At 36.0% G+C, this 19,440-nt stretch carries 17 protein-coding genes, 2 tRNA genes and 3 rRNA genes; 2 read left to right on the top strand and 20 right to left on the bottom strand.

Going from position 1 to position 19,440, the window contains the following annotated elements:
* Window positions 1-36: 36 nt before the first annotated feature.
* From H1R17_RS05040 to H1R17_RS05010, 7 genes are all read right to left on the bottom strand, one after another.
* The gene (locus H1R17_RS05040; RefSeq protein WP_163432716.1) at window positions 37-2,397 is read right to left on the bottom strand and encodes a penicillin-binding protein 1A; all 2,361 of its coding nucleotides are present in this window, start codon (window positions 2,395-2,397) and stop codon (window positions 37-39) included.
* 13 nt (window positions 2,398-2,410) lie between these two features.
* Window positions 2,411-2,899 (bottom strand): gliding motility lipoprotein GldH, encoded by a 489-nt coding sequence (locus H1R17_RS05035; RefSeq protein ID WP_163432715.1) that lies wholly within the window; start codon window positions 2,897-2,899, stop codon window positions 2,411-2,413.
* Window positions 2,886-4,349, bottom strand: coding sequence for a regulatory iron-sulfur-containing complex subunit RicT (locus H1R17_RS05030; protein WP_163432714.1), 1,464 nt, complete (start codon window positions 4,347-4,349; stop codon window positions 2,886-2,888). Before H1R17_RS05030 ends, H1R17_RS05035 begins: the two co-directional genes overlap by 14 nt.
* A gap of 195 nt (window positions 4,350-4,544) precedes the next feature.
* A complete protein-coding gene (locus H1R17_RS05025; protein ID WP_163432713.1) occupies window positions 4,545-4,721 on the bottom strand; it encodes a helix-turn-helix transcriptional regulator in 177 nt (58 codons plus the stop codon).
* Window positions 4,722-4,831: 110 nt separating this feature from the next.
* Window positions 4,832-5,389: a DinB family protein gene (locus H1R17_RS05020; RefSeq protein ID WP_163432712.1), complete on the bottom strand. Its 558-nt coding sequence runs from the start codon at window positions 5,387-5,389 to the stop codon at window positions 4,832-4,834.
* A gap of 51 nt (window positions 5,390-5,440) precedes the next feature.
* Window positions 5,441-5,968 (bottom strand): Crp/Fnr family transcriptional regulator, encoded by a 528-nt coding sequence (locus tag H1R17_RS05015; RefSeq protein WP_163432711.1) that lies wholly within the window; start codon window positions 5,966-5,968, stop codon window positions 5,441-5,443.
* A 112-nt stretch (window positions 5,969-6,080) separates the two neighbouring features.
* Complete coding sequence (locus tag H1R17_RS05010; RefSeq protein WP_163432710.1) at window positions 6,081-6,704, bottom strand: zinc-ribbon domain-containing protein; 624 nt, start codon at window positions 6,702-6,704, stop codon at window positions 6,081-6,083.
* A 314-nt stretch (window positions 6,705-7,018) separates the two neighbouring features.
* On the opposite strand from H1R17_RS05010, the gene H1R17_RS05005 reads away from it, so the two are divergent.
* Window positions 7,019-7,660: a hypothetical protein gene (locus H1R17_RS05005; protein WP_163432709.1), complete on the top strand. Its 642-nt coding sequence runs from the start codon at window positions 7,019-7,021 to the stop codon at window positions 7,658-7,660.
* Between the two features lie 164 nt (window positions 7,661-7,824).
* Here the strand turns inward: H1R17_RS05005 and H1R17_RS05000 are convergent, their stop codons facing one another.
* The 6 genes from H1R17_RS05000 to H1R17_RS04975 form a co-directional block, all read right to left on the bottom strand.
* Window positions 7,825-8,202: a GreA/GreB family elongation factor gene (locus H1R17_RS05000; RefSeq protein WP_163432708.1), complete on the bottom strand. Its 378-nt coding sequence runs from the start codon at window positions 8,200-8,202 to the stop codon at window positions 7,825-7,827.
* Between the two features lie 341 nt (window positions 8,203-8,543).
* On the bottom strand, window positions 8,544-9,290 hold the full coding sequence (locus H1R17_RS04995; RefSeq protein WP_163432707.1) for a hypothetical protein: 747 nt from the start codon (window positions 9,288-9,290) through the stop codon (window positions 8,544-8,546).
* The gene (locus H1R17_RS04990) at window positions 9,274-9,744 is read right to left on the bottom strand and encodes a MepB family protein (protein WP_163432706.1); all 471 of its coding nucleotides are present in this window, start codon (window positions 9,742-9,744) and stop codon (window positions 9,274-9,276) included. Before H1R17_RS04990 ends, H1R17_RS04995 begins: the two co-directional genes overlap by 17 nt.
* 3 nt (window positions 9,745-9,747) lie before the next feature.
* Window positions 9,748-10,302 carry a DUF4256 domain-containing protein gene (locus H1R17_RS04985; RefSeq protein WP_163432705.1) on the bottom strand — a complete coding sequence of 185 codons (555 nt, stop codon included), beginning with the start codon at window positions 10,300-10,302 and terminating at the stop codon, window positions 9,748-9,750.
* Between the two features lie 8 nt (window positions 10,303-10,310).
* Window positions 10,311-10,658, bottom strand: a complete 348-nt coding sequence (locus H1R17_RS04980) for a hypothetical protein (protein ID WP_163432704.1) — start codon at window positions 10,656-10,658, stop codon at window positions 10,311-10,313.
* A gap of 12 nt (window positions 10,659-10,670) precedes the next feature.
* On the bottom strand, window positions 10,671-11,228 hold the full coding sequence (locus tag H1R17_RS04975; protein ID WP_163432703.1) for a GNAT family N-acetyltransferase: 558 nt from the start codon (window positions 11,226-11,228) through the stop codon (window positions 10,671-10,673).
* 82 nt (window positions 11,229-11,310) lie between these two features.
* Between H1R17_RS04975 and H1R17_RS04970 the strand changes: the two genes are divergently transcribed.
* Window positions 11,311-12,222, top strand: a complete 912-nt coding sequence (locus tag H1R17_RS04970; protein WP_163432702.1) for a DUF808 family protein — start codon at window positions 11,311-11,313, stop codon at window positions 12,220-12,222.
* Window positions 12,223-12,273: 51 nt separating this feature from the next.
* On the opposite strand, the gene H1R17_RS04965 is transcribed toward H1R17_RS04970, so the two are convergent.
* The 7 genes from H1R17_RS04965 to H1R17_RS04935 form a co-directional block, all read right to left on the bottom strand.
* Window positions 12,274-12,981, bottom strand: a complete 708-nt coding sequence (locus tag H1R17_RS04965; protein WP_163432701.1) for a hypothetical protein — start codon at window positions 12,979-12,981, stop codon at window positions 12,274-12,276.
* Between the two features lie 172 nt (window positions 12,982-13,153).
* A 5S ribosomal RNA gene (gene rrf / locus H1R17_RS04960) occupies window positions 13,154-13,265 on the bottom strand.
* Window positions 13,266-13,450: 185 nt separating this feature from the next.
* Window positions 13,451-16,331, bottom strand: a 23S ribosomal RNA gene (locus H1R17_RS04955).
* 183 nt (window positions 16,332-16,514) lie between these two features.
* Window positions 16,515-16,588 (bottom strand) — tRNA-Ala (locus tag H1R17_RS04950).
* A gap of 90 nt (window positions 16,589-16,678) precedes the next feature.
* A tRNA-Ile gene (locus H1R17_RS04945) sits at window positions 16,679-16,752 on the bottom strand.
* Between the two features lie 69 nt (window positions 16,753-16,821).
* A 16S ribosomal RNA gene (locus H1R17_RS04940) occupies window positions 16,822-18,339 on the bottom strand.
* Together the 16S, 23S and 5S rRNA genes with 2 tRNA genes alongside form the textbook arrangement of a ribosomal RNA operon.
* Window positions 18,340-18,844: 505 nt before the next feature.
* Window positions 18,845-19,432, bottom strand: coding sequence for a thymidine kinase (locus H1R17_RS04935; protein ID WP_163431634.1), 588 nt, complete (start codon window positions 19,430-19,432; stop codon window positions 18,845-18,847).
* Window positions 19,433-19,440 lie beyond the last annotated feature (8 nt).

Here is a 19,440-nt window from a genome sequence, read left to right as displayed (position 1 = left end):
ACTCCAACAGCGTTTTAAACGCTGTTGGAGTTAATATTAAAAGTCAAATTCTCTTATGATACTTTGCTTTGGTGGCGACAAACTGTCTTTTTTACCGCTACCCTCATGATTTGAGCCTCCGCCCATAACAGAATCGTTTGAAACACGTTTCCAACAATCTACCAAAACACTCATGTTTGCTGGGCGTTCAAAATCTTCATCCGAAACAAACAATGTTTTATCGGCATAACATTTTTTCATAAAGATACCCCAAATTGGCAATGCCATGGTAGCACCTTGTCCGTAAACGGTTGATTTAAAATGCGCTGCTCTGTCTTCATTACCAACCCAAACACCTGTTACTAAATTAGGCACCATACCAATAAACCATCCATCAGAATTGTTTTGTGTTGTACCTGTTTTACCAGCAATTGGGTTTTTAAATGCGTATGGATATCCTGTCATTCTATGATAACCAGCTCCGCCTCCGCCAGTATAACGTAAACGTCCACCAGAACCTCCTTCGGTAACGCCTTCTAACAACTTAACAATAGCGTAAGCAATATCTTTATTCATTACATCGCGCGTTTCAACCTTTGATTCAAATAAAACTACTCCGTTTTTATCGGTAATTTTATTAATGAAACGCGGTTTTACATAAACTCCTTGGTTGGCAAATGTACTGTAAGCAGCCACCATATCGCTCACGGTAATTTCAACAGCTCCTAATGCAATAGCTGGCGATGCAGGAATGTCTGACTTTACACCTAAATCGCGGCATAAATCAATAACTGCTTTTGGACCAACACGATCCATTAAACGAGCCGTAACTGTATTTAACGATTGCGCCAAAGCATATTTCATGGTTACAGAACCGTAATACTTACCTGCCGAGTTTTTAGGCGACCATGGTTGTTGAATTCCGTAACGACCTTTAGGCATGGTAAACGGTCCATCGTAAATATAATCACAAGGACTCATTCCTAATTGATCAATTGCTGTTGCGTACACAAACGGCTTAAAGGTAGAACCTACTTGGCGCGCCCCTTGTGCCACGTGATCGTACTGAAAATGTTTGTAATCAATACCACCAACCCATGCTTTTACATTTCCGGTAATAGGCTCCATAGACATCATACCTGATTGTAAAAAGTGCTTGTAATACACAATAGAATCTTTAGGTGTCATTAAGGTATCCTTTTCTCCTTTCCATGTAAAAATGGCCATTTTTGTTTTTACATCAAACGATTTAATAATATCTTCTTCTGATTTCCCTTGAGAACTCATTTGGCGCCAACGTTCTGAATTTCGCATAGCACGATCGATGATTTTCTTGGTTTCAGCCTGATTAATTTGAATAAAAGGAGCATTTTTATTACCTTTTGATTGAATAAAAAACTCTTTCTGTAAATTAGACAAGTGCATCTCAACCGCTTCTTCGGCATACTCTTGCATGCGGGAATCAATGGTAGTATAAATACGCAAACCATCGCGGTAAATATCATAAGAAGATCCATCCTTTTTAGGATTTTCTTTTACCCATTTGCGCATATAATCACGTAAATACTCTCTAAAATAAGTTGCGTATCCTTTGGTGTGCGTTTCTGGCGTATAATTTATTTTTAATGGCTTTGCTTGATATTTCTCTTTTTCAGCTTCGGTAATTTTATTGTTTTTGGCCATTTGCGCCAACACAATGTTTCTTCTGTTTTGAGAACGCTCTACATTGAAACGTGGGTTGTAACGCGATGGTCCTTGTAACATACCTATCAAAACAGCCGCTTCTTCTACCGTTAAGTTTTTAGGTTCTTTGTTAAAATAAATATTGGCAGCAGAGCGAATACCGTAAGCATTACTTACAAAATCAACCGTATTTAAGTAATACGCAATGATTTCGTTTTTGGTATATTGGCGCTCTAATTTCACTGCAATAATCCATTCTTTTATCTTTTGAATAACTCGAAACAGTTTGTTGCTAGAGCCAGAACTACCATGAAACAAGTTTTTTGCCAACTGTTGGGTAATGGTACTTGCCCCACCACTTGAACCTGCGCTAAAAACAGCACGCATAGTACCACGAGCATCAATACCAGAGTGCGAGTAAAAACGCTCATCTTCGGTAGCAATTAAAGCATCTACCAAATGTTGCGGCAACTCTTCAAACTTAATAGGCACACGGTTTTCTAAGTAAAACTTACCTAAGGTTTTTCCATCGGCCGATATAATTTCGGTTGCAACGCTAGATTCTGGATTTTCTAATTCATCAAAACTAGGCATTGCCCCAAATATTCCCCAATTTGCAAAAGCAAAAATCAAAATAACAAAAACAACACCACCTCCAAACAGTTTCCAAAACAAGCGTAAAAACTTCTTGTTTGTACTTACTTGTTTCTTTTTAGGATCTTCTATTTTTTCCATAATATCTTATGAATTATTGTACTTGTAAACCTACTTCGGTAATGCCTTTTAATACAGCATCTCCTTTAACTTCATTTAAATTACGAACAGCGTGCGATACCTCAACCTTGTAAACCCCTTTCTTAGGGAACTTAATTTTTTCGCGCCAAACCAACTTGTGTTCTTTTACATCGGTAAAACCACTGCCTAACATGGTTCCATCAGCATTTGCCATTTGATACTGCAACGTATCTACTGTAGCATTGCCTTCTGGCGGTACCAATTTTACAATTACAAACAAATTACTGTAAGGATAATCGTTGTTGGTACGTATGTTTAAAAAGGATTGATGTGCTTTTACGGTGTCTAATGATTCAAAATCAAACGTTAAAACATTGTCCTTTTTCCATCCGTCTTGAACCGATTGATATTCATTAAAAAAATCGGTATCATTACAAGCTGTACACACCAATATTGTTGATAAAACGCTTAATTTTAAAAGCCTTTTTTTACTGTTTATCATCGTTTGGTTTTCTGTTAGGTTTAGATCCGTTGTTTTTATTGTAATTTCTAAAATTCTTTTTCTTAGGTTGATTAGGATTAGTAGCAACACCTTGCACTTGTGGTTTGTCATGTGCTTTTACAGGCGCTTGCTTTTCACCATCGGCTTGTTTTTCAACTTTTGCAACATTACTTTGTTGAGGTTTGTTGCGTTGCTGATTTCGCTGTGGTCTGTTTTGATTGTTTTGACTTTTTTGAGCATTTGCAGCACCTTCGCCTTCTGGTTTTGGTGTTTTTTTAAGCTCTTTGGTAGCACCATTTGGCACAGCTTCAACCGTTGTTTTTTTGTTGTTAGAACGCTGTGGACGTTTTTTCTTTTTAGGTTGATCAAAACGAGACAAGCTATCTTCTGCTAAAACACTTTGCACAGTTGCAGTTGTTGTTTCTTCTTCAAAAACAAAATCTTCTAATGCCTCAACTTGCTTGCCTTCTTTATTTAAAGCCAACATTTCTTTAACCTGCGGAACGCGTATTTTATGCCAATTAGCCATGTTGTTAGCATAAGCAAACCACATAACTTCTTTGAAAATATCTATCTTCTGGCAATATGCATCGCCGTTCTTTGTCCATATCTTGGTGTCGGATTCAGGCATTCCTTTCAACGCATCTAAATACGTATCCAACTCATAATTTAAACAGCATTTAAGCTTACCACACTGCCCCGCTAATTTTTGAGGATTTAACGAAAGCTGTTGGTAACGTGCCGCTGCTGTATTTACACTTCTAAAATCGGTTAGCCAAGTAGAACAACACAGTTCACGTCCGCAAGAACCAATACCGCCCAATCGAGCTGCTTCTTGACGGAAACCTACTTGTTTCATTTCGATACGAATACTGAATTCACGAGCAAATTCTTTGATTAACTGACGAAAATCTACTCGATCATTAGCTGTATAATAAAACGTTGCTTTTGAAGAATCCCCTTGAAACTCAATATCCGAAATCTTCATTTCAAGCTTTAATTCAATCGCAATTTCACGTGCGCGCACCTTCATAGGTTCTTCACGTTTGCGTGCTTCGCTCCAAATATCAATATCTTTCTGGGTTGCTTTGCGGTATACTTTTAAAGTTTCGCCGTATGGGTCTACTTTTTTCTTTTTCATTTGCACTTTAACCAGTTCACCTGTTAAAGTAACTACACCAATATCGTGTCCTGTATTTGCTTCTGTGGCTACAACATCGCCTATTTGCAAGGCTAATTTATCGGTATTCTTATAAAAATCTTTTCTTCCGTTTTTAAAACGAACTTCCACCACATCAAAAGGTTCAAATCCCGAAGGATAGTGCATGTTTGATAACCAATCAAATACACTTAGTTTATTGCAACTATCGGTTCCACAAGAACCTTTGCTACCACAACCTTTTGGAATGCTAGAATCGTTTGTTTTAGTAGAACAATTGGTACATGCCATATATATAGAACAACTTGCGTTGTTTGTATTAATTAATAAAAATTCGTGTAAAGATACTTAAATTTAGTTTTCTGTAATAAAACCTTAACGTTTTATGAGCAAAAACCAAAAACTAATATAAGTAAAAAAGAAGAAAGAGGAAAGAAAAAAGAGGCACTATTGCCTCTTTTCATAATGTTTAACTAAATGCTGGCTTTACTCTGCATCTAACCCTTCTATAAAAGAAGTTGGACTTTCACCTGTTATTACCCTAAACAAGCTAGCAAATGTTTTGGGGTGCAAATCGCCGTAAATTGCTGCCAAATCTTTAATCGGTTTTTTTCGCAGTTCTTTATCTGCTTTTAAATCGGCAACTACTTGCTTTACTTTCATTATCAGAACAGCTATTAGTTGCTATACCTAGTATGGCAAAACCTAATAAAAAAAGATATTTTTTCATACAATTGTATTTTATATGTTAATAATATCAAAAAATGTGCCTTTTAACTATCTGCTATACCTTCTAAAACTTTTTGTGCTTGTACTATATGTCTTTTGTTGTGATAGATAATAACACGTAAAGTATCGCCTAATTTTAGTTTGATGATACTTGAAATACTTGTAGTAATACGTAAACTATTTAAATTGACTTTTTCTGCGTTTGTAAGAATGTTTAATAATTGATTTTGTTGTGTTAAAAAAGTAGTTATGGTTTTTTGGTTTAGCACACTATTAATAGGGTTCAAACTCTTAAACGTTTTCATTTTATTAAGCTTTTCCTTAGGTAGCATTGCATTTGCAAAGTAATTACCTAACCAACCTGGTTTAAAGACAGATTGCGGTTTTGAATTAGAACTTGCTATTTTTTGTTCTATTTGTGGATGATAAAAAGAACCGTATCTATTTAAATGTTCCAAACATTCTAAAATACTCCAACTATCAGGTGTTAAACGTTGGTTTAAAATGGTAAGGTTGATTGATTTTAAATTTTCAGCAAAAGAAATATGAGCTAAGGTTAGTTCCTTTAATTCGTTTAATAAAGTAGAAGTATTTAAGTGCATGATTTTTTTTTCAAAGCTAAAACAGAAAAAAAAGAAAAAAGTTGATTGAAATCAATGTTTTTTAAGTCTTGATAATGTTTCTGGTTTCATTCGTAAATAATTTGCAATGTGCTTGTTGGGAATTTCTTGAAATAATTGTGGACTACGTTCTAAAACACGTTGATATCGTTCTTTGGGTAACAATGTTAGCAGATCTTTCTCACGTTCTATTTGCTGTAAAACCAAATCTTGTAAAATAGAAATCCAAAGTTGTAAATGTTTCGTATCGGCTTCTAAAAACAATTGAAATTGCTGTTTTGTAATTACTTTAAGTGTTGTTTTCTTTAGGGCTTGTATGGTAAAATCGGATGTTTCTTGTGTTAAAAAAGAATCTAATGATGCTATGATATTGTTTTTATATCCTAAACGCACAATTTGTTCATTGCCATCGTTGGTAATAAAAACCTTAACGCTACCTTCTTTTATAAAATAAATATTAGTATCAATACTACCTGCTTTTTTTAAGTAAGCATTGCGATTAAGTGTTATTTCTTTATCAAAAAGTTGGTGTTTATCAAACAAAGCAATTAATTCATCCATTGTAATTTGTTATAAAAAATAAAGGTACAAAATAAGATTCCTAAAAAAAACGCTGATGTAGGGTTACATCAGCGTTTTATATTTCTAATTAAATACATAAACCTGTATTTGCTTATTCTTTAGCTTTATGAATGCTATGAATTACATCGGTTTTATACATTTTTACAAGTTCTTCTTTGGAAACAGTAAGCTTTTCAGAATAATCGTTAGGATGTTCTCTCATTAAATCATCAACCTTAGTTACACTTTCTACTTCATAATCATTCATTTCAAAAGTAACCGAGTCTTTTGTTACATCAACAATTTTATAAACAGTATAGGTACGTTTTCCGTTATTATAGTTCTCAATTTCATAAATATCGTTCACTTCAGGGTTTTTAGCATTTTTACCTGTTTCTATACTAGAGCTTACAATAGTAAAAGTAATCAAAGCAAAAAACAACCCAATTAAAATAAGCCCAAAGTAAAAACGCCATGGAATTTTAGTATTGGTTATTCCTTTAAACGTTTGTAATTCAAACTCATTCAATTCATTTTGATATTGTACTTGTTTGCAATGCGAACATTGAGTGGTTATTTTCTTGCTAATTGGAAAAAAAGGAATCCAGAAAATATGAAAATATCTAAAAGAGGTAAAAGCAGTTACTGTGTTTTGCGAAGAGCAGTTTTTGCAGTTTAGTTTTTTAGTAGCGTTTTTATTACTAAGTACCTTACCACGAGTTCCAAAAATAATCATACGTTTTTTTTAAAACTAAAATAATCAAAAAAGGTAAAGAATTTAATGTAGGCTAGTGCGCTTTATAGTCACTTTTTGTTAAAGTTTAAAGTTGGTTTTAAAGTTAATTTTACACGGAGCTTTTGTATATTTAGTTTGTTAATAAAAAATGTTAGTAACAATTTTAACCCTTTAAATGAAAAATCTACTCCTTATTTTAATCTCATTTATTTCAATAAATGTTTTTAGCCAAAAAAATATATTTGATACTCTTAAAATAGATTCATCAACAAAGATTATTGGACGTTATCCTCATTACGACCAATCAAAAACTTATGAAAAATATAATTTTTATTATAGAAGATTCTTTAGAAATATCAAATTTTGTTAGGGCTATAAAACTTGGTGAAGAAGTACCAAACTCTATAGAGAATCCGAATTTTAGAATTAATATCATTAAGAATCATAAAGAAGAAGCAGGTTGGACAATTAACCCAACTCAAAAAAGTGCTATGACTCACGATGGTCATACTTATAAATTTGATCTAAATCAAATTACAAGTTTAAATGAAAAATTCCCATTTGAATATTATTATGAAGAAGTAATTTTTGAAAGTAAAGAAGAATACAATACTTATTTTAATAAACAGAAAGAAAATAATAATTTCTTATTTGATTATGCTCCTCAATTCAAATATGAGGGAAGTTTTGAAATAGAATTTGAGCAATCTGAAAAATTTCCAAACCCAAAAGAAATTAGCGAATTTCTTTATTCATATATTGACAAAATAGTAAGTAGAGAAGAATATAGAGTATCTTATATTTTTAATGAAAAGAATAAAAAAAATATTGGAAAGTCTTTTACTATGACAATTACTGGTCCTAAGAAAATATTTAAAAAGTTAAAAATCAAAAAGCATAAGAATGAAAATTGGCAACCAACTGTCGAAGATGGATGGTTCTTTTATAAAAAGTAAAAACTGTTGTTAATAAGCAGTTTAACAAAAGAGCGGGTTAATGTATAACAGAAAGATTTGAAAAATTTCCTCTTCGCTTACGCAAGCATTACGCTTGTTCCTACTTAAAATACTTCGTTTTGAAAACAAAAAAGGCTGTCTTATATAAGACAGCCTTTTTATTATTAAGCTATTTCTTCAACATTTAAAATTTCTAACTTTAAATTTCCTTTTTTACTAGGCCATTCAATTACATTACCAATTGGGTAGCCTACCATTGCAATACCTTCATCAGATAATATAGAAATTTTATTTTTGCTTATTTTAGCGTTTTTAGGACCTACAAATAAAACGGTTTTCTCTACATTATTTTCAAGGTCTTTGTACGTAACTTTTTTATTTACCGATACTATGTTCTCTGGTAAATCTTTACGTAATACTTGCGATGCGTGTTTAAGTTCGTTTAAAAGAAGGTCTTCTTCAGCCTGAGTTACTTTTTTTCTACGTACGTGGTCTTTTATTAAATCGTATAATCCTGTTGTTAAAATGATATTTTGTGACATGATGTTTTTTTATTACTTCAATTTTTAAAGGCGATCATAACTCATCATTAAAATATAACATAGCATACATTGGTAATTTAATGATACCGCTATCCTAAATAAAAACTGAAAATGATTAAAATGCTAAAAGTCGAAAATAGATCCCTGTCTAGAGTTATGACAGGGCTTATTGAATAAACTCTTTAGAGTTTTTTAAAAAAACATCATCATGTAAATACAACAACGTTCGCATTAAGCGAAATAAATGATTATTTGTTACATAAAAGCTAGAAATACTCATAATTGTTGTATCGTAAGTGATAGGTAAGCAAGTTACAACTTAATTATGATAATAAAAAATGTTAGTTGGTACTAAACGGCAATAGTTCATCATTTGGTAAATCGTATTCATAAAGGGTATGATTTTCTATGTTGTAATACAACCATTGAACTGTAGTTGTACGATGCTCAAACACTTTACCTATACCAATTACGGTATATTCTTGGTTGTTTCTGGTTTGTTCTTCAATAGAATATTCAATTTGTTCTTTATGCGCAATAATATCTAACAAAAGAGTGTTTTTGGTGTTGGCTATGTAACTTTCGGTTAGCAAATACAATTCATCTAGATACGATGTACTGTAATTAGCCGTAGTGGCATAATGGTATTTAAGTTGTTTGGGATATTTTTTTCTGAATAAAGACACATTGCCATCTTTTACTTTTTTAAAAGACAGTAAATGTTTGGCAATTGCAGGTGTATCGCCATCGCCTGCCATATAAATAGTATCATTTTTCCAAGTAGCATCAATAACATCGCCATACAACAAAGAGCGATCGTCAAGGTTATTTATAAACTGTGTATTGCCATTATTTTCTGTTGCGTTTAGTAAAAAGTAATCGCCATTATCATTATAAGATGTAAACACAACTCTACTGGTAACTGCTTTTTCTTCTTGCACAGGTTTTGTAACAACACTTGTATTGTTAACTTGCTTTTCTGTTGGTTTTTCTATTGCTTTGTTACAAGCACCCAAAGTAGATATTATTGCTACAAAAAAACTTGCTCTTAATGTTGTTGTTGCATTTGTTTTAAAGCGATTTTTCATTGAATGATGATTTACTTACAAAATAATTAGTTTGCCAAGCCTTAGTTTTGGTAGCTTGTTTATTAGCAACAATATCATTAGGGGCGTACAATCTAAAACCGCGTTTGCCTTCTTTTATTGGTGTTGATAAAATACCATTGACTATTAAAGCATTTTTAGGAAATATAAAATAACCAGTATTATCTTGATTTTCTATTTCAATAATATAAAAATCAAACGGAGCGGTACTTTGAAAAGGTTCTGTAATGCCTTTACCATTACGTTGCCACAAAGCTACAAAACAACCTACTTTTTTAGGTGTTACTTTGGCTTTGCGGTACACATATTGTTGGTTGTTAAAGGTAAAAGTACATCCTAAATAATCGGTACTTTCTAAGTCTTCTTTATAATGTAAAAGATCTACTTTTATCTTTTTTTGTAACAAAGTGATTAATGCCGTTACTATATTTTGCATGGTTTATATTTTTAATAAACCACGAAACCCACGAGCAGCATAATACGATTCGGCACCATTATGGTACACAAATACAGTATTGTATCTAAAATCGGCAAAAAGAGCGCCACCTAAATTTCTAATTTCATCTGGTGTTTCAATCCAGCTTGATGTTTTGGTATCAAAATTACCTAGTTGTTGCAATTGTTTATATTGTTGCTCATTTAAAAGAGTAATGCCCATTTGTGCAGCCACATCTAAAACATTATTTTTAGGTTTGTGTTCTTTGCGTTTGTTTAAAGCATCGGCATCGTAACAATAACTACGTCTACCTTTTGGACTTTCCTTAGCGCAATCGCAAAAAATGTATTCTTTAGTAGTTGCATCAAAAGCAATAACATCAGGTTCACCTTCGGTAAGTTCCATTTCATGAAGTGATACTAATTTAGATGGATTTTGCAATAATTTTGTTTCAACATCTTTCCAATCTAAATTTTCGTGTCTGTTTTTATTACTTTCAAATCTATTTTGAAGCAATGATAACAAATCAGTTTGTTGTTGTGCGGTTAATTTTTTCATACAATTTTTTAAAAAAGGTTAATAAACCAACTGCAAAAGCAATTTTCACAATAATCGCTCATTTGACAGTGTATATACAAAATAGGAATATTAAATAAAGCTAAAAAGGGCAGGTTGCTAAGCGCAATTGTTTTTTGTTTGGTACGTAAACGAATTATAAAATCGGCAATTAAACCAATAGCCATAAAACAAAGTAAAAAAAACAAAATAATGGCAACACCTAAACCAACATCAGTAGGATGTCCTTTTTGTCGGTTTGCTTCAAAAGCCATTTGCGAGTATCCGTACAAAACACCCAGCGGAATGCTTATAATAAACAAGCGTATCAAAAAATGCTTTAAAAATATACGTCCCATTTAATTGATTATTTATTCTTTTACACTTAATACCATGGTTAAATTATCATAATAGGTATTATCTTGTTTAAAGAAACCTTGGATAATTCCTACTTCTTTAAAACCTACCTTTTTATACAAATTTAGTCCCAAATTATTTGCTGTATATACTTGTAACCACAAAATTTCTAACAAACTATTTGCTTTTGCCCAATTAATAGCTGCGTTCATTAAAGCTGTGCCTAAACCACCGTTTTGCCATTGCGATAACATACCCATGCCTATAACAGCTGTATGTTCCATTATTTTTCTGCGGCTACCAGTAACATCAATATTACCAATTATTTGATTATTATGAATAGCTAATAATAACAAGGAATTTTCAAAATCTATAAACGATTGTATCAAAGCTTCTTCTTGTTCAATGGTAAATGTAAATTCATTTTCCAACATCGGTATAAAGGTACTTTCTTTTACATAATGTTTTACCGTTTTAATAAGTTGTTCAGCATCGCTTTTTTGTGCTTGCCTTATGATTACTTTTTCCCCATTTTTAAGGAGTATTTCGGTTTCTGGAAAGATATTTTTCATGGTTAATTATTCTTAAAAATTACGATTATAAAAAACGAAACTAAAGATAAATTTATATTTTTACACAAAAAAATAAAAGTATATGGCATCAGGTTTTTTTGCAATTTTAGACGATATAGCTGCGTTGATGGACGATGTAGCGGTTACTAGTAAAATTGCAACACAAAAAACAGCCGGCATATTGGGCGATGATTTAGCAGTAAATGCCGAAAAAGCTACAGGATTTCTATCTTCTAGAGAAGTGCCTGTACTTATGAAAATTATGAAAGGATCGTTTGTAAACAAACTTATTATTGTGCCTTTTGTGTTTTTGCTAGAATGGTTGTATTCACCAGCCATTAAAATTATTTTGATTATAGGAGGATTTTACCTTGCTTTTGAAGGAGTAGAGAAGATTGTAGAGTTTATTTTTCATAGACAGAAAAAAGGTTCTGAAGTTATTGAAGAAGCAACAGTTACAACTACTGAAAGCCCTGAAGATATGGAAAAGAAAAAAGTAAAGTCGGCAATTACAACTGATTTTATTTTATCGTTAGAAATTGTCATCATCGCATTAGCTGCTGCAAAAGAAGGGTATGAGGCTCTTAAATCGCAATTTAATCCTTTATTGGTTGAAATTGTAACAGTATCGGTGGTATCAATCATTGCAACTGTAGGTGTGTATGGTATTGTAGCTTTGATAGTACGTATGGATGATGCAGGCTATAAGCTTATTAAAAAATCGAAAGACGGAAAAGGAGTTTTAGCTACACTTGGTAATCTTTTGATAAAGGCATTACCTTGGGTAATTAAAATATTGGGTGTTGTAGGAACTTTAGCATTGTTATTGGTTTCGGGAGGCATTTTTGATCATAATATTGATTACTTGCACCATCTTTTCCCAACAATCCCTGAAACGGTTAAGCATTTTGCTTTTGGTATTGTAGCCGGTTTGGTATTAGTGCTTTTAGTAACAGCAACTAAGAAGGTATTTGGACTGAAAAGCAGTCATTAAAAAGAAAGAGAGTCAATATGACTCTCTTTCTTTTTAATTTTAATCTTCTCCTTAATAATATTCATAATACTTAAACACAACAGATTTAGGTACTCGACTGCTTTCTTTTTCAAAAAAGTAAATTACCGTGGGGTTGTTGTAAACATCAACTGCTTTTATTAAACGAATATCTTCTTTTGTGTTAGTTTCTTCATTATTAGTAATTGTTACTTTGTAAGTAATTTTTTCTAATAAATTGTTAGCGTATTGATAGGTTGCTTGTTCTTCAGAAAAATAATTAAGTCCTTTAAAAGTAACTTTATGAATGCTAAAATCATTGTTTAAAGTAATAGTACGTACTTGGTTTAACGAATCTTTATTAACAACAATTTTATACTCTAAAGGATTTGTCCAAATAAATTGATATTCCTTTTTTTCAGCAGGAGCATCATTTAAAGTATATTCTTCTTTATAACTAATGTTTTTTCCTATTCCTTTAAAAACAGCTTTACTTTTATAGTTGTATTTAGGCTGATTGTATCTACGCAAATAGTTGATAACATCTCCATTTTTGGTAAAAGTCATAATGGTTTTACCAGTAAATGCAACAGTATCTGTAGGAATAGTATATTTAGTTGCATCAACTATATAGCTGGTAACTTTTTTCACAGCCCCTTTATATCCGTATTCAGCTTTTTGGGTGTAAGTACTGTTTTGTGCATTTACAGTAATTGATATTAAAAACAGTAAGTAAAAATAGTAGTTTACAAGGTTATTCATGGTTTTTAAATTGATTATAAAAATATCAATTAAACCTTATAATCAAAAAAAAAAAACATTTAATTATCCAAAACAAAAAATCCCCAGCATTTACTTCGTCAGTTCGCTGCGCTTGTGTCTGATAAGGATTATAAAAAGAAAACCCCTTCACTTTCGTGAAGGGGTTTCTAAAAAAAGGCGGTGACATACTCTCCCACATTAATATGCAGTACCATCTGCGCAATTGGGCTTAACTTCTCTGTTCGAGATGGGAAGAGGTGAGCCCCAACGCTATAACCACCCTAAGTTTTTGTTTAAGGTTTCACGTTTTTTTTGTTTAAGGTTTGCAACCTTTAACTTTAAACTTGGAACTTTAAACGCAGCTTTGCTGCAATATTGTTAACATATTTTTGATACTATTCTGTAGCTATTTTAGTCTTAATACTTAATTCTAAAATCTTAATACTATAATTTATAAAGCAATCCCTAGAGCACATAAGCTTACGGGCTATTAGTATTACTTGACTATGACATTACTGCCTTTACATCTGTAACCTATCAACGTAGTCATCTTCTACGACCCTTTAAAGAAATCTCATCTTGTGGTGGGTTTCGCGCTTATATGCTTTCAGCGCTTATCCCTTCCCAACGTAGCTACTCAGCAATGCACCTGGCGGCACAACTGATACACCAGAGGTTAGTCCAATTCGGTCCTCTCGTACTAGAATCAGATCCACTCAAATTTCTAACGCCCACAGTAGATAGAGACCGAACTGTCTCACGACGTTCTGAACCCAGCTCGCGTGCCACTTTAATGGGCGAACAGCCCAACCCTTGGGACCTTCTCCAGCCCCAGGATGTGACGAGCCGACATCGAGGTGCCAAACCCCCCCGTCGATATGAGCTCTTGGGGGAGATCAGCCTGTTATCCCCGGCGTACCTTTTATCCTTTGAGCGATGGCCCTTCCATGCGGAACCACCGGATCACTATGCTCTACTTTCGTACCTGATCGACTTGTTGGTCTCTCAGTCAAGCTCCCTTTTGCCATTGCACTCTACGCACGGTTACCAAGCGTGCTGAGGGAACCTTTAGAAGCCTCCGTTACTCTTTTGGAGGCGACCACCCCAGTCAAACTACCCACCAAGCAATGTCCTCAACGTCGTCGAGTTAGATCTCAGATAAGCAAAGGGTGGTATTTCAACAATGACTAACCTACGCCTGGCGACGCAGGATCGAAGTCTCCCACCTATCCTACACATCACTTATCCAAGAACAATACTAAGCTATAGTAAAGGTGCACAGGGTCTTTTCGTCCCACTGCGGGTAATCGGCATCTTCACCGATACTACAATTTCACCGAGCTCATGGCTGAGACAGTGTCCAGATCGTTACACCATTCGTGCAGGTCGGAACTTACCCGACAAGGAATTTCGCTACCTTAGGACCGTTATAGTTACGGCCGCCGTTTACTGGGGCTTCAATTCAATGCTTCTCCGAAGATAACATCTCCTCTTAACCTTCCAGCACCGGGCAGGTGTCAGGCCCTATACTTCATCTTACGATTTGGCAGAGCCCTGTGTTTTTGATAAACAGTCGCCTGGACCTTTTCACTGCGGCCAGCATTGCTGCTGGCGACCTTTCTCCCGAAGTTACAGGTCTATTTTGCCTAATTCCTTAGCCATGAATCTCTCGAGCACCTGAGGATACTCTCCTCGACCACCTGTGTCGGTTTGCGGTACGGGTTGTAATAATCTAAGTTTAGAAGCTTTTCTTGACAGCCTTTAGGTACACTATCACTTTGCCCGAAGGCTCCGTGTACTATCGCATTTCTCCAAATCCTACGCATTTTACTATAAGATCTATAGGTACGTGCTTTAACGAACTATTCCGTCAGTTCGCGGTACTTTCACCACTGTGTCACTCCATCACAACTATTACAAGTACGGGAATATTAACCCGTTGGCCATCGACGTCCCCCTTCGGGTGTGCCTTAGGTCCCGACTAACCCACAGCTGATTAGCATAGCTGTGGAAACCTTGGTCTTACGGTGTGCGGGTTTCTCGCCCGCATTATCGTTACTTATGCCTACATTTTCTTTTCTAAACAGTCCAGCAATTCTCACAAATCACCTTCTACCCAGTTTAGAATGCTCCCCTACCACTTGTATATAATACAAATCCATAGCTTCGGTAGTATACTTATGCCCGATTATTATCCATGCTCGATCGCTCGACTAGTGAGCTGTTACGCACTCTTTAAATGAATGGCTGCTTCCAAGCCAACATCCTAGCTGTCGGGGCAATCAAACCGCGTTTGTTCAACTTAGCATACATTTGGGGACCTTAGCTGATGGTCTGGGTTCTTTCCCTCTCGGACATGGACCTTAGCACCCATGCCCTCACTACTAGTAATCATTTATTAGCATTCGGAGTTTGTCAGGAATTGGTAGGCGGTGAAGCCCCCGCATCCAATCAGTAGCTCTACCTCTAATAAACTATAATAGCGCTGCACCTAAATGCATTTCGGGGAGTACGAGCTATTTCCGAGTTTGATTGGCCTTTCACCCCTACCCACAGATCATCCCAAGACTTTTCAACGTCAACGGGTTCGGTCCTCCATTTGGTGTTACCCAAACTTCAACCTGTCCATGGGTAGATCACACGGTTTCGCGTCTACCATTACTGACTAATGCGCCCTATTCAGACTCGCTTTCGCTTCGGCTGCGTACCTGAAGTACTTAACCTTGCCAGCAACGGTAACTCGTAGGCTCATTATGCAAAAGGCACGCCGTCACCCAACGAATGGGCTCCGACCGCTTGTAGGCGTATGGTTTCAGGATCTTTTTCACTCCGTTATTCACGGTTCTTTTCACCTTTCCCTCACGGTACTGGTTCACTATCGGTCTCTCAGGAGTATTTAGCCTTAGCGGATGGTCCCGCCAGTTTCAATCAAGGTTTCACGTGCCCCGACCTACTCAGGATACCACTATGCATTACATTGCTTACCAATACGGGACTATCACCCTCTGCGGTTCATCTTTCCAGATGATTCTTATTCGCTTTGCATACAATGTCGTGGTCCTACAACCCCAAAATTGCCGTAACAACTTTGGTTTGGGCTATTCCGCGTTCGCTCGCCACTACTTACGGAATCACTTTTGTTTTCTTCTCCTCCGCCTACTTAGATGTTTCAGTTCAGCGGGTTTGCTCATCTATCGATGTGACATGTCTTCAACATGCCGGGTTGCCCCATTCGGATATCTACGGATCAATTCGTGTGTGCCAATCCCCGTAGCTTTTCGCAGCTTATCACGTCCTTCTTCGCCTCTGAGAGCCTAGGCATTCCCCATACGCCCTTATTTTGCTTATTGTGCTCTACTTTTTAATCTCAAAAGATTAAAAATGTGCTTTATATTATTTTACTATAATATTTTTCTACTTTTTAAATGTATCTCAATATGTCAATGAACTTTTCCTTTAGATAATAGAGTATAGATGATAGATAACAGACTAAGTCTATTTTCTCTTTTCTATTCTCTATCTTCTTAAGATAGTGGAGAATATCGGAGTCGAACCGATGACCTCCTGCGTGCAAGGCAGGCGCTCTAGCCAGCTGAGCTAATCCCCCGTGTTTTTAGCTTGCAGTTATCAGCCGTTAGCTTTCAGCGGATTGTTGATAACTCAACTTCTAAAATTTCCTTTTAAATAACTTAAATAGTAGTCCCGGGCAGACTCGAACTGCCGACCCCTACATTATCAGTGTAGTACTCTAACCAGCTGAGCTACGAGACTCTGTATTTTAATTATTCTTGTTTTTTGAACCAACAGTTAAAGAGTAAAAGATGCTTGAACCATCTCTAGAAAGGAGGTGTTCCAGCCGCACCTTCCGGTACGGCTACCTTGTTACGACTTAGCCCTAGTTACTAGTTTTACCCTAGGCAGCTCCTTGCGGTCACCGACTTCAGGTACCCCCAGCTTCCATGGCTTGACGGGCGGTGTGTACAAGGCCCGGGAACGTATTCACCGGATCATGGCTGATATCCGATTACTAGCGATTCCAGCTTCACGGAGTCGAGTTGCAGACTCCGATCCGAACTGTGACCGGCTTTATAGATTCGCTCCTTATCGCTAAGTGGCTACTCTCTGTACCGGCCATTGTAGCACGTGTGTGGCCCAGGACGTAAGGGCCGTGATGATTTGACGTCATCCCCACCTTCCTCACAGTTTACACTGGCAGTCTTGCTAGAGTTCCCACCATTACGTGCTGGCAACTAACAACAGGGGTTGCGCTCGTTATAGGACTTAACCTGACACCTCACGGCACGAGCTGACGACAACCATGCAGCACCTTGTAATTTGTCCGAAGAAAAATCTGTTTCCAAATCTGTCAAACTACATTTAAGCCCTGGTAAGGTTCCTCGCGTATCATCGAATTAAACCACATGCTCCACCGCTTGTGCGGGCCCCCGTCAATTCCTTTGAGTTTCAGTCTTGCGACCGTACTCCCCAGGTGGGATACTTATCACTTTCGCTTAGCCACTCAAACCGAAGTCCAAACAGCTAGTATCCATCGTTTACGGCGTGGACTACCAGGGTATCTAATCCTGTTCGCTACCCACGCTTTCGTCCATCAGCGTCAATAAATTGTTAGTAACCTGCCTTCGCAATTGGTATTCCATGTAATATCTAAGCATTTCACCGCTACACTACATATTCTAGTTACTTCACAATCATTCAAGAATACCAGTATCAACGGCAATTTTTCAGTTAAGCTGAAAACTTTCACCGCTGACTTAATACCCCGCCTACGGACCCTTTAAACCCAATGATTCCGGATAACGCTTGGATCCTCCGTATTACCGCGGCTGCTGGCACGGAGTTAGCCGATCCTTATTCTTACAGTACCGTCAATAAGCTACACGTAACTCTTTTTCTTCCTGTACAAAAGCAGTTTACAATCCATAGGACCGTCATCCTGCACGCGGCATGGCTGGTTCAGAGTTGCCTCCATTGACCAATATTCCTCACTGCTGCCTCCCGTAGGAGTCTGGTCCGTGTCTCAGTACCAGTGTGGGGGATCTCCCTCTCAGGACCCCTACCCATCATCGTCTTGGTAAGCCGTTACCTTACCAACTAACTAATGGGACGCATGCTCATCTTATACCAATAAATCTTTATAATAAAATCGATGCCAATTCTATTAACCATAAGGTATTAATCCAAATTTCTCTGGGCTATCCCTTAGTATAAGGTAGATTGCATACGCGTTACGCACCCGTGCGCCGGTCTCAAAGCAGCAAGCTGCCTCTACCCCTCGACTTGCATGTGTTAGGCCTGCCGCTAGCGTTCATCCTGAGCCAGGATCAAACTCTTCATCGTATATTTTTTATATTTTTGATGTGTTGTTCAAGACCTCTTAGTTACCTAAAAGCTCTTACTCTTTATTCTCTGTTAATCCAATATGTCTATGAACGTATCTTCTTATTCTCTCGCCTTGTTTCTTAAAGCGGTTGCAAAAGTAGTAACTCTTTTTTAATCTCGCAAATTTTTTTTGAAAAAATTTTTAAACGATTTTTTTAACCTTAAAAAATTATGAACTTTTACAAAACTCCTTTCGGAATCGGATTGCAAAGCTACAACCTTTTTTATTTACAATCCAAATTTATTTTCTAAATTTTTATTGTGTTACCAAATCTTTAAATGAACGTTATTTCTGTAATGCGAGTGCAAAGATACTCCCTTTTATTTCCTTTTTCCTAATATTTTTTACCCTTTTTTTATTCTTTTTTTTAAATGGCTTTTGCGCAGGGGGGTTACATAACGCATTTAACCTAAACAACCTCTGCTACTACAAGAGCATCAAACTACTTTTTAAAAGCTGGCTTTATTTTTTATTCTCATGCATTGCTTTGTAATAAGCAGCTCTGCTTAAAGGTTCGTATTCATCGGTTTCGCCAAGCATCACTAAGTTATCATTAGCCGCTTTTCTAAAACTATAATTAGCTAAATTTCCTGTACGGGTACAAACAGCGTGAACTTTAGTAACATATTCCGCTGTTGCCATAAGCGCAGGCATTGGTCCAAAAGGTTTCCCTTTAAAATCCATATCCAAACCCGCCACAATAACACGCACGCCAGCATTTGCTAAATCATTGCAAACGGTCACAATTTCATCATCAAAAAACTGCGCTTCATCAATACCAATAACATCACAACCATCGGCTAAAATACGAATGTTAGCAGCGGCAGGTACAGCGGTAGATCTAATTTCGGTGCCTTGATGCGAAACCACATTATCATCATCATAGCGCGTGTCAACTGCTGGTTTAAAAATCTCAACACGTTGTTTTGCAAATTGCGCTCTACGCAAACGCCTGATTAATTCTTCGGTTTTACCAGAGAACATCGATCCGCAAATAACTTCAATCCAACCAAATTGTTCTTTATGGTTTACTGTATTTTCAAGAAACATTTTTGTAA

It is taken from the genome of Flavobacterium sp. xlx-214, from assembly GCF_013874595.1.
Lineage (GTDB): Bacteria > Bacteroidota > Bacteroidia > Flavobacteriales > Flavobacteriaceae > Flavobacterium.
The sequence above is the reverse complement of the archived record's forward strand: the minus strand, read 5'-3'. Positions and strand labels throughout refer to the sequence as shown.

What these genes read in the sequence shown, in the direction of transcription:
- H1R17_RS05040 (WP_163432716.1), bottom strand. Translation starts at nt 2,397, where the DNA reads ATGGAAAAAATAGAAGATCCTAAAAAGAAACAAGTAAGTACAAACAAG.
- H1R17_RS05035 (WP_163432715.1), bottom strand. Translation starts at nt 2,899, where the DNA reads ATGATAAACAGTAAAAAAAGGCTTTTAAAATTAAGCGTTTTATCAACA.
- H1R17_RS05030 (WP_163432714.1), bottom strand. Translation starts at nt 4,349, where the DNA reads ATGGCATGTACCAATTGTTCTACTAAAACAAACGATTCTAGCATTCCA.
- H1R17_RS05025 (WP_163432713.1), bottom strand. Translation starts at nt 4,721, where the DNA reads ATGAAAGTAAAGCAAGTAGTTGCCGATTTAAAAGCAGATAAAGAACTG.
- H1R17_RS05020 (WP_163432712.1), bottom strand. Translation starts at nt 5,389, where the DNA reads ATGCACTTAAATACTTCTACTTTATTAAACGAATTAAAGGAACTAACC.
- H1R17_RS05015 (WP_163432711.1), bottom strand. Translation starts at nt 5,968, where the DNA reads ATGGATGAATTAATTGCTTTGTTTGATAAACACCAACTTTTTGATAAA.
- H1R17_RS05010 (WP_163432710.1), bottom strand. Translation starts at nt 6,704, where the DNA reads ATGATTATTTTTGGAACTCGTGGTAAGGTACTTAGTAATAAAAACGCT.
- H1R17_RS05005 (WP_163432709.1), top strand. Translation starts at nt 7,019, where the DNA reads ATGAAAAATATAATTTTTATTATAGAAGATTCTTTAGAAATATCAAAT.
- H1R17_RS05000 (WP_163432708.1), bottom strand. Translation starts at nt 8,202, where the DNA reads ATGTCACAAAATATCATTTTAACAACAGGATTATACGATTTAATAAAA.
- H1R17_RS04995 (WP_163432707.1), bottom strand. Translation starts at nt 9,290, where the DNA reads ATGAAAAATCGCTTTAAAACAAATGCAACAACAACATTAAGAGCAAGT.
- H1R17_RS04990 (WP_163432706.1), bottom strand. Translation starts at nt 9,744, where the DNA reads ATGCAAAATATAGTAACGGCATTAATCACTTTGTTACAAAAAAAGATA.
- H1R17_RS04985 (WP_163432705.1), bottom strand. Translation starts at nt 10,302, where the DNA reads ATGAAAAAATTAACCGCACAACAACAAACTGATTTGTTATCATTGCTT.
- H1R17_RS04980 (WP_163432704.1), bottom strand. Translation starts at nt 10,658, where the DNA reads ATGGGACGTATATTTTTAAAGCATTTTTTGATACGCTTGTTTATTATA.
- H1R17_RS04975 (WP_163432703.1), bottom strand. Translation starts at nt 11,228, where the DNA reads ATGAAAAATATCTTTCCAGAAACCGAAATACTCCTTAAAAATGGGGAA.
- H1R17_RS04970 (WP_163432702.1), top strand. Translation starts at nt 11,311, where the DNA reads ATGGCATCAGGTTTTTTTGCAATTTTAGACGATATAGCTGCGTTGATG.
- H1R17_RS04965 (WP_163432701.1), bottom strand. Translation starts at nt 12,981, where the DNA reads ATGAATAACCTTGTAAACTACTATTTTTACTTACTGTTTTTAATATCA.
- H1R17_RS04935 (WP_163431634.1), bottom strand. Translation starts at nt 19,432, where the DNA reads ATGTTTCTTGAAAATACAGTAAACCATAAAGAACAATTTGGTTGGATT.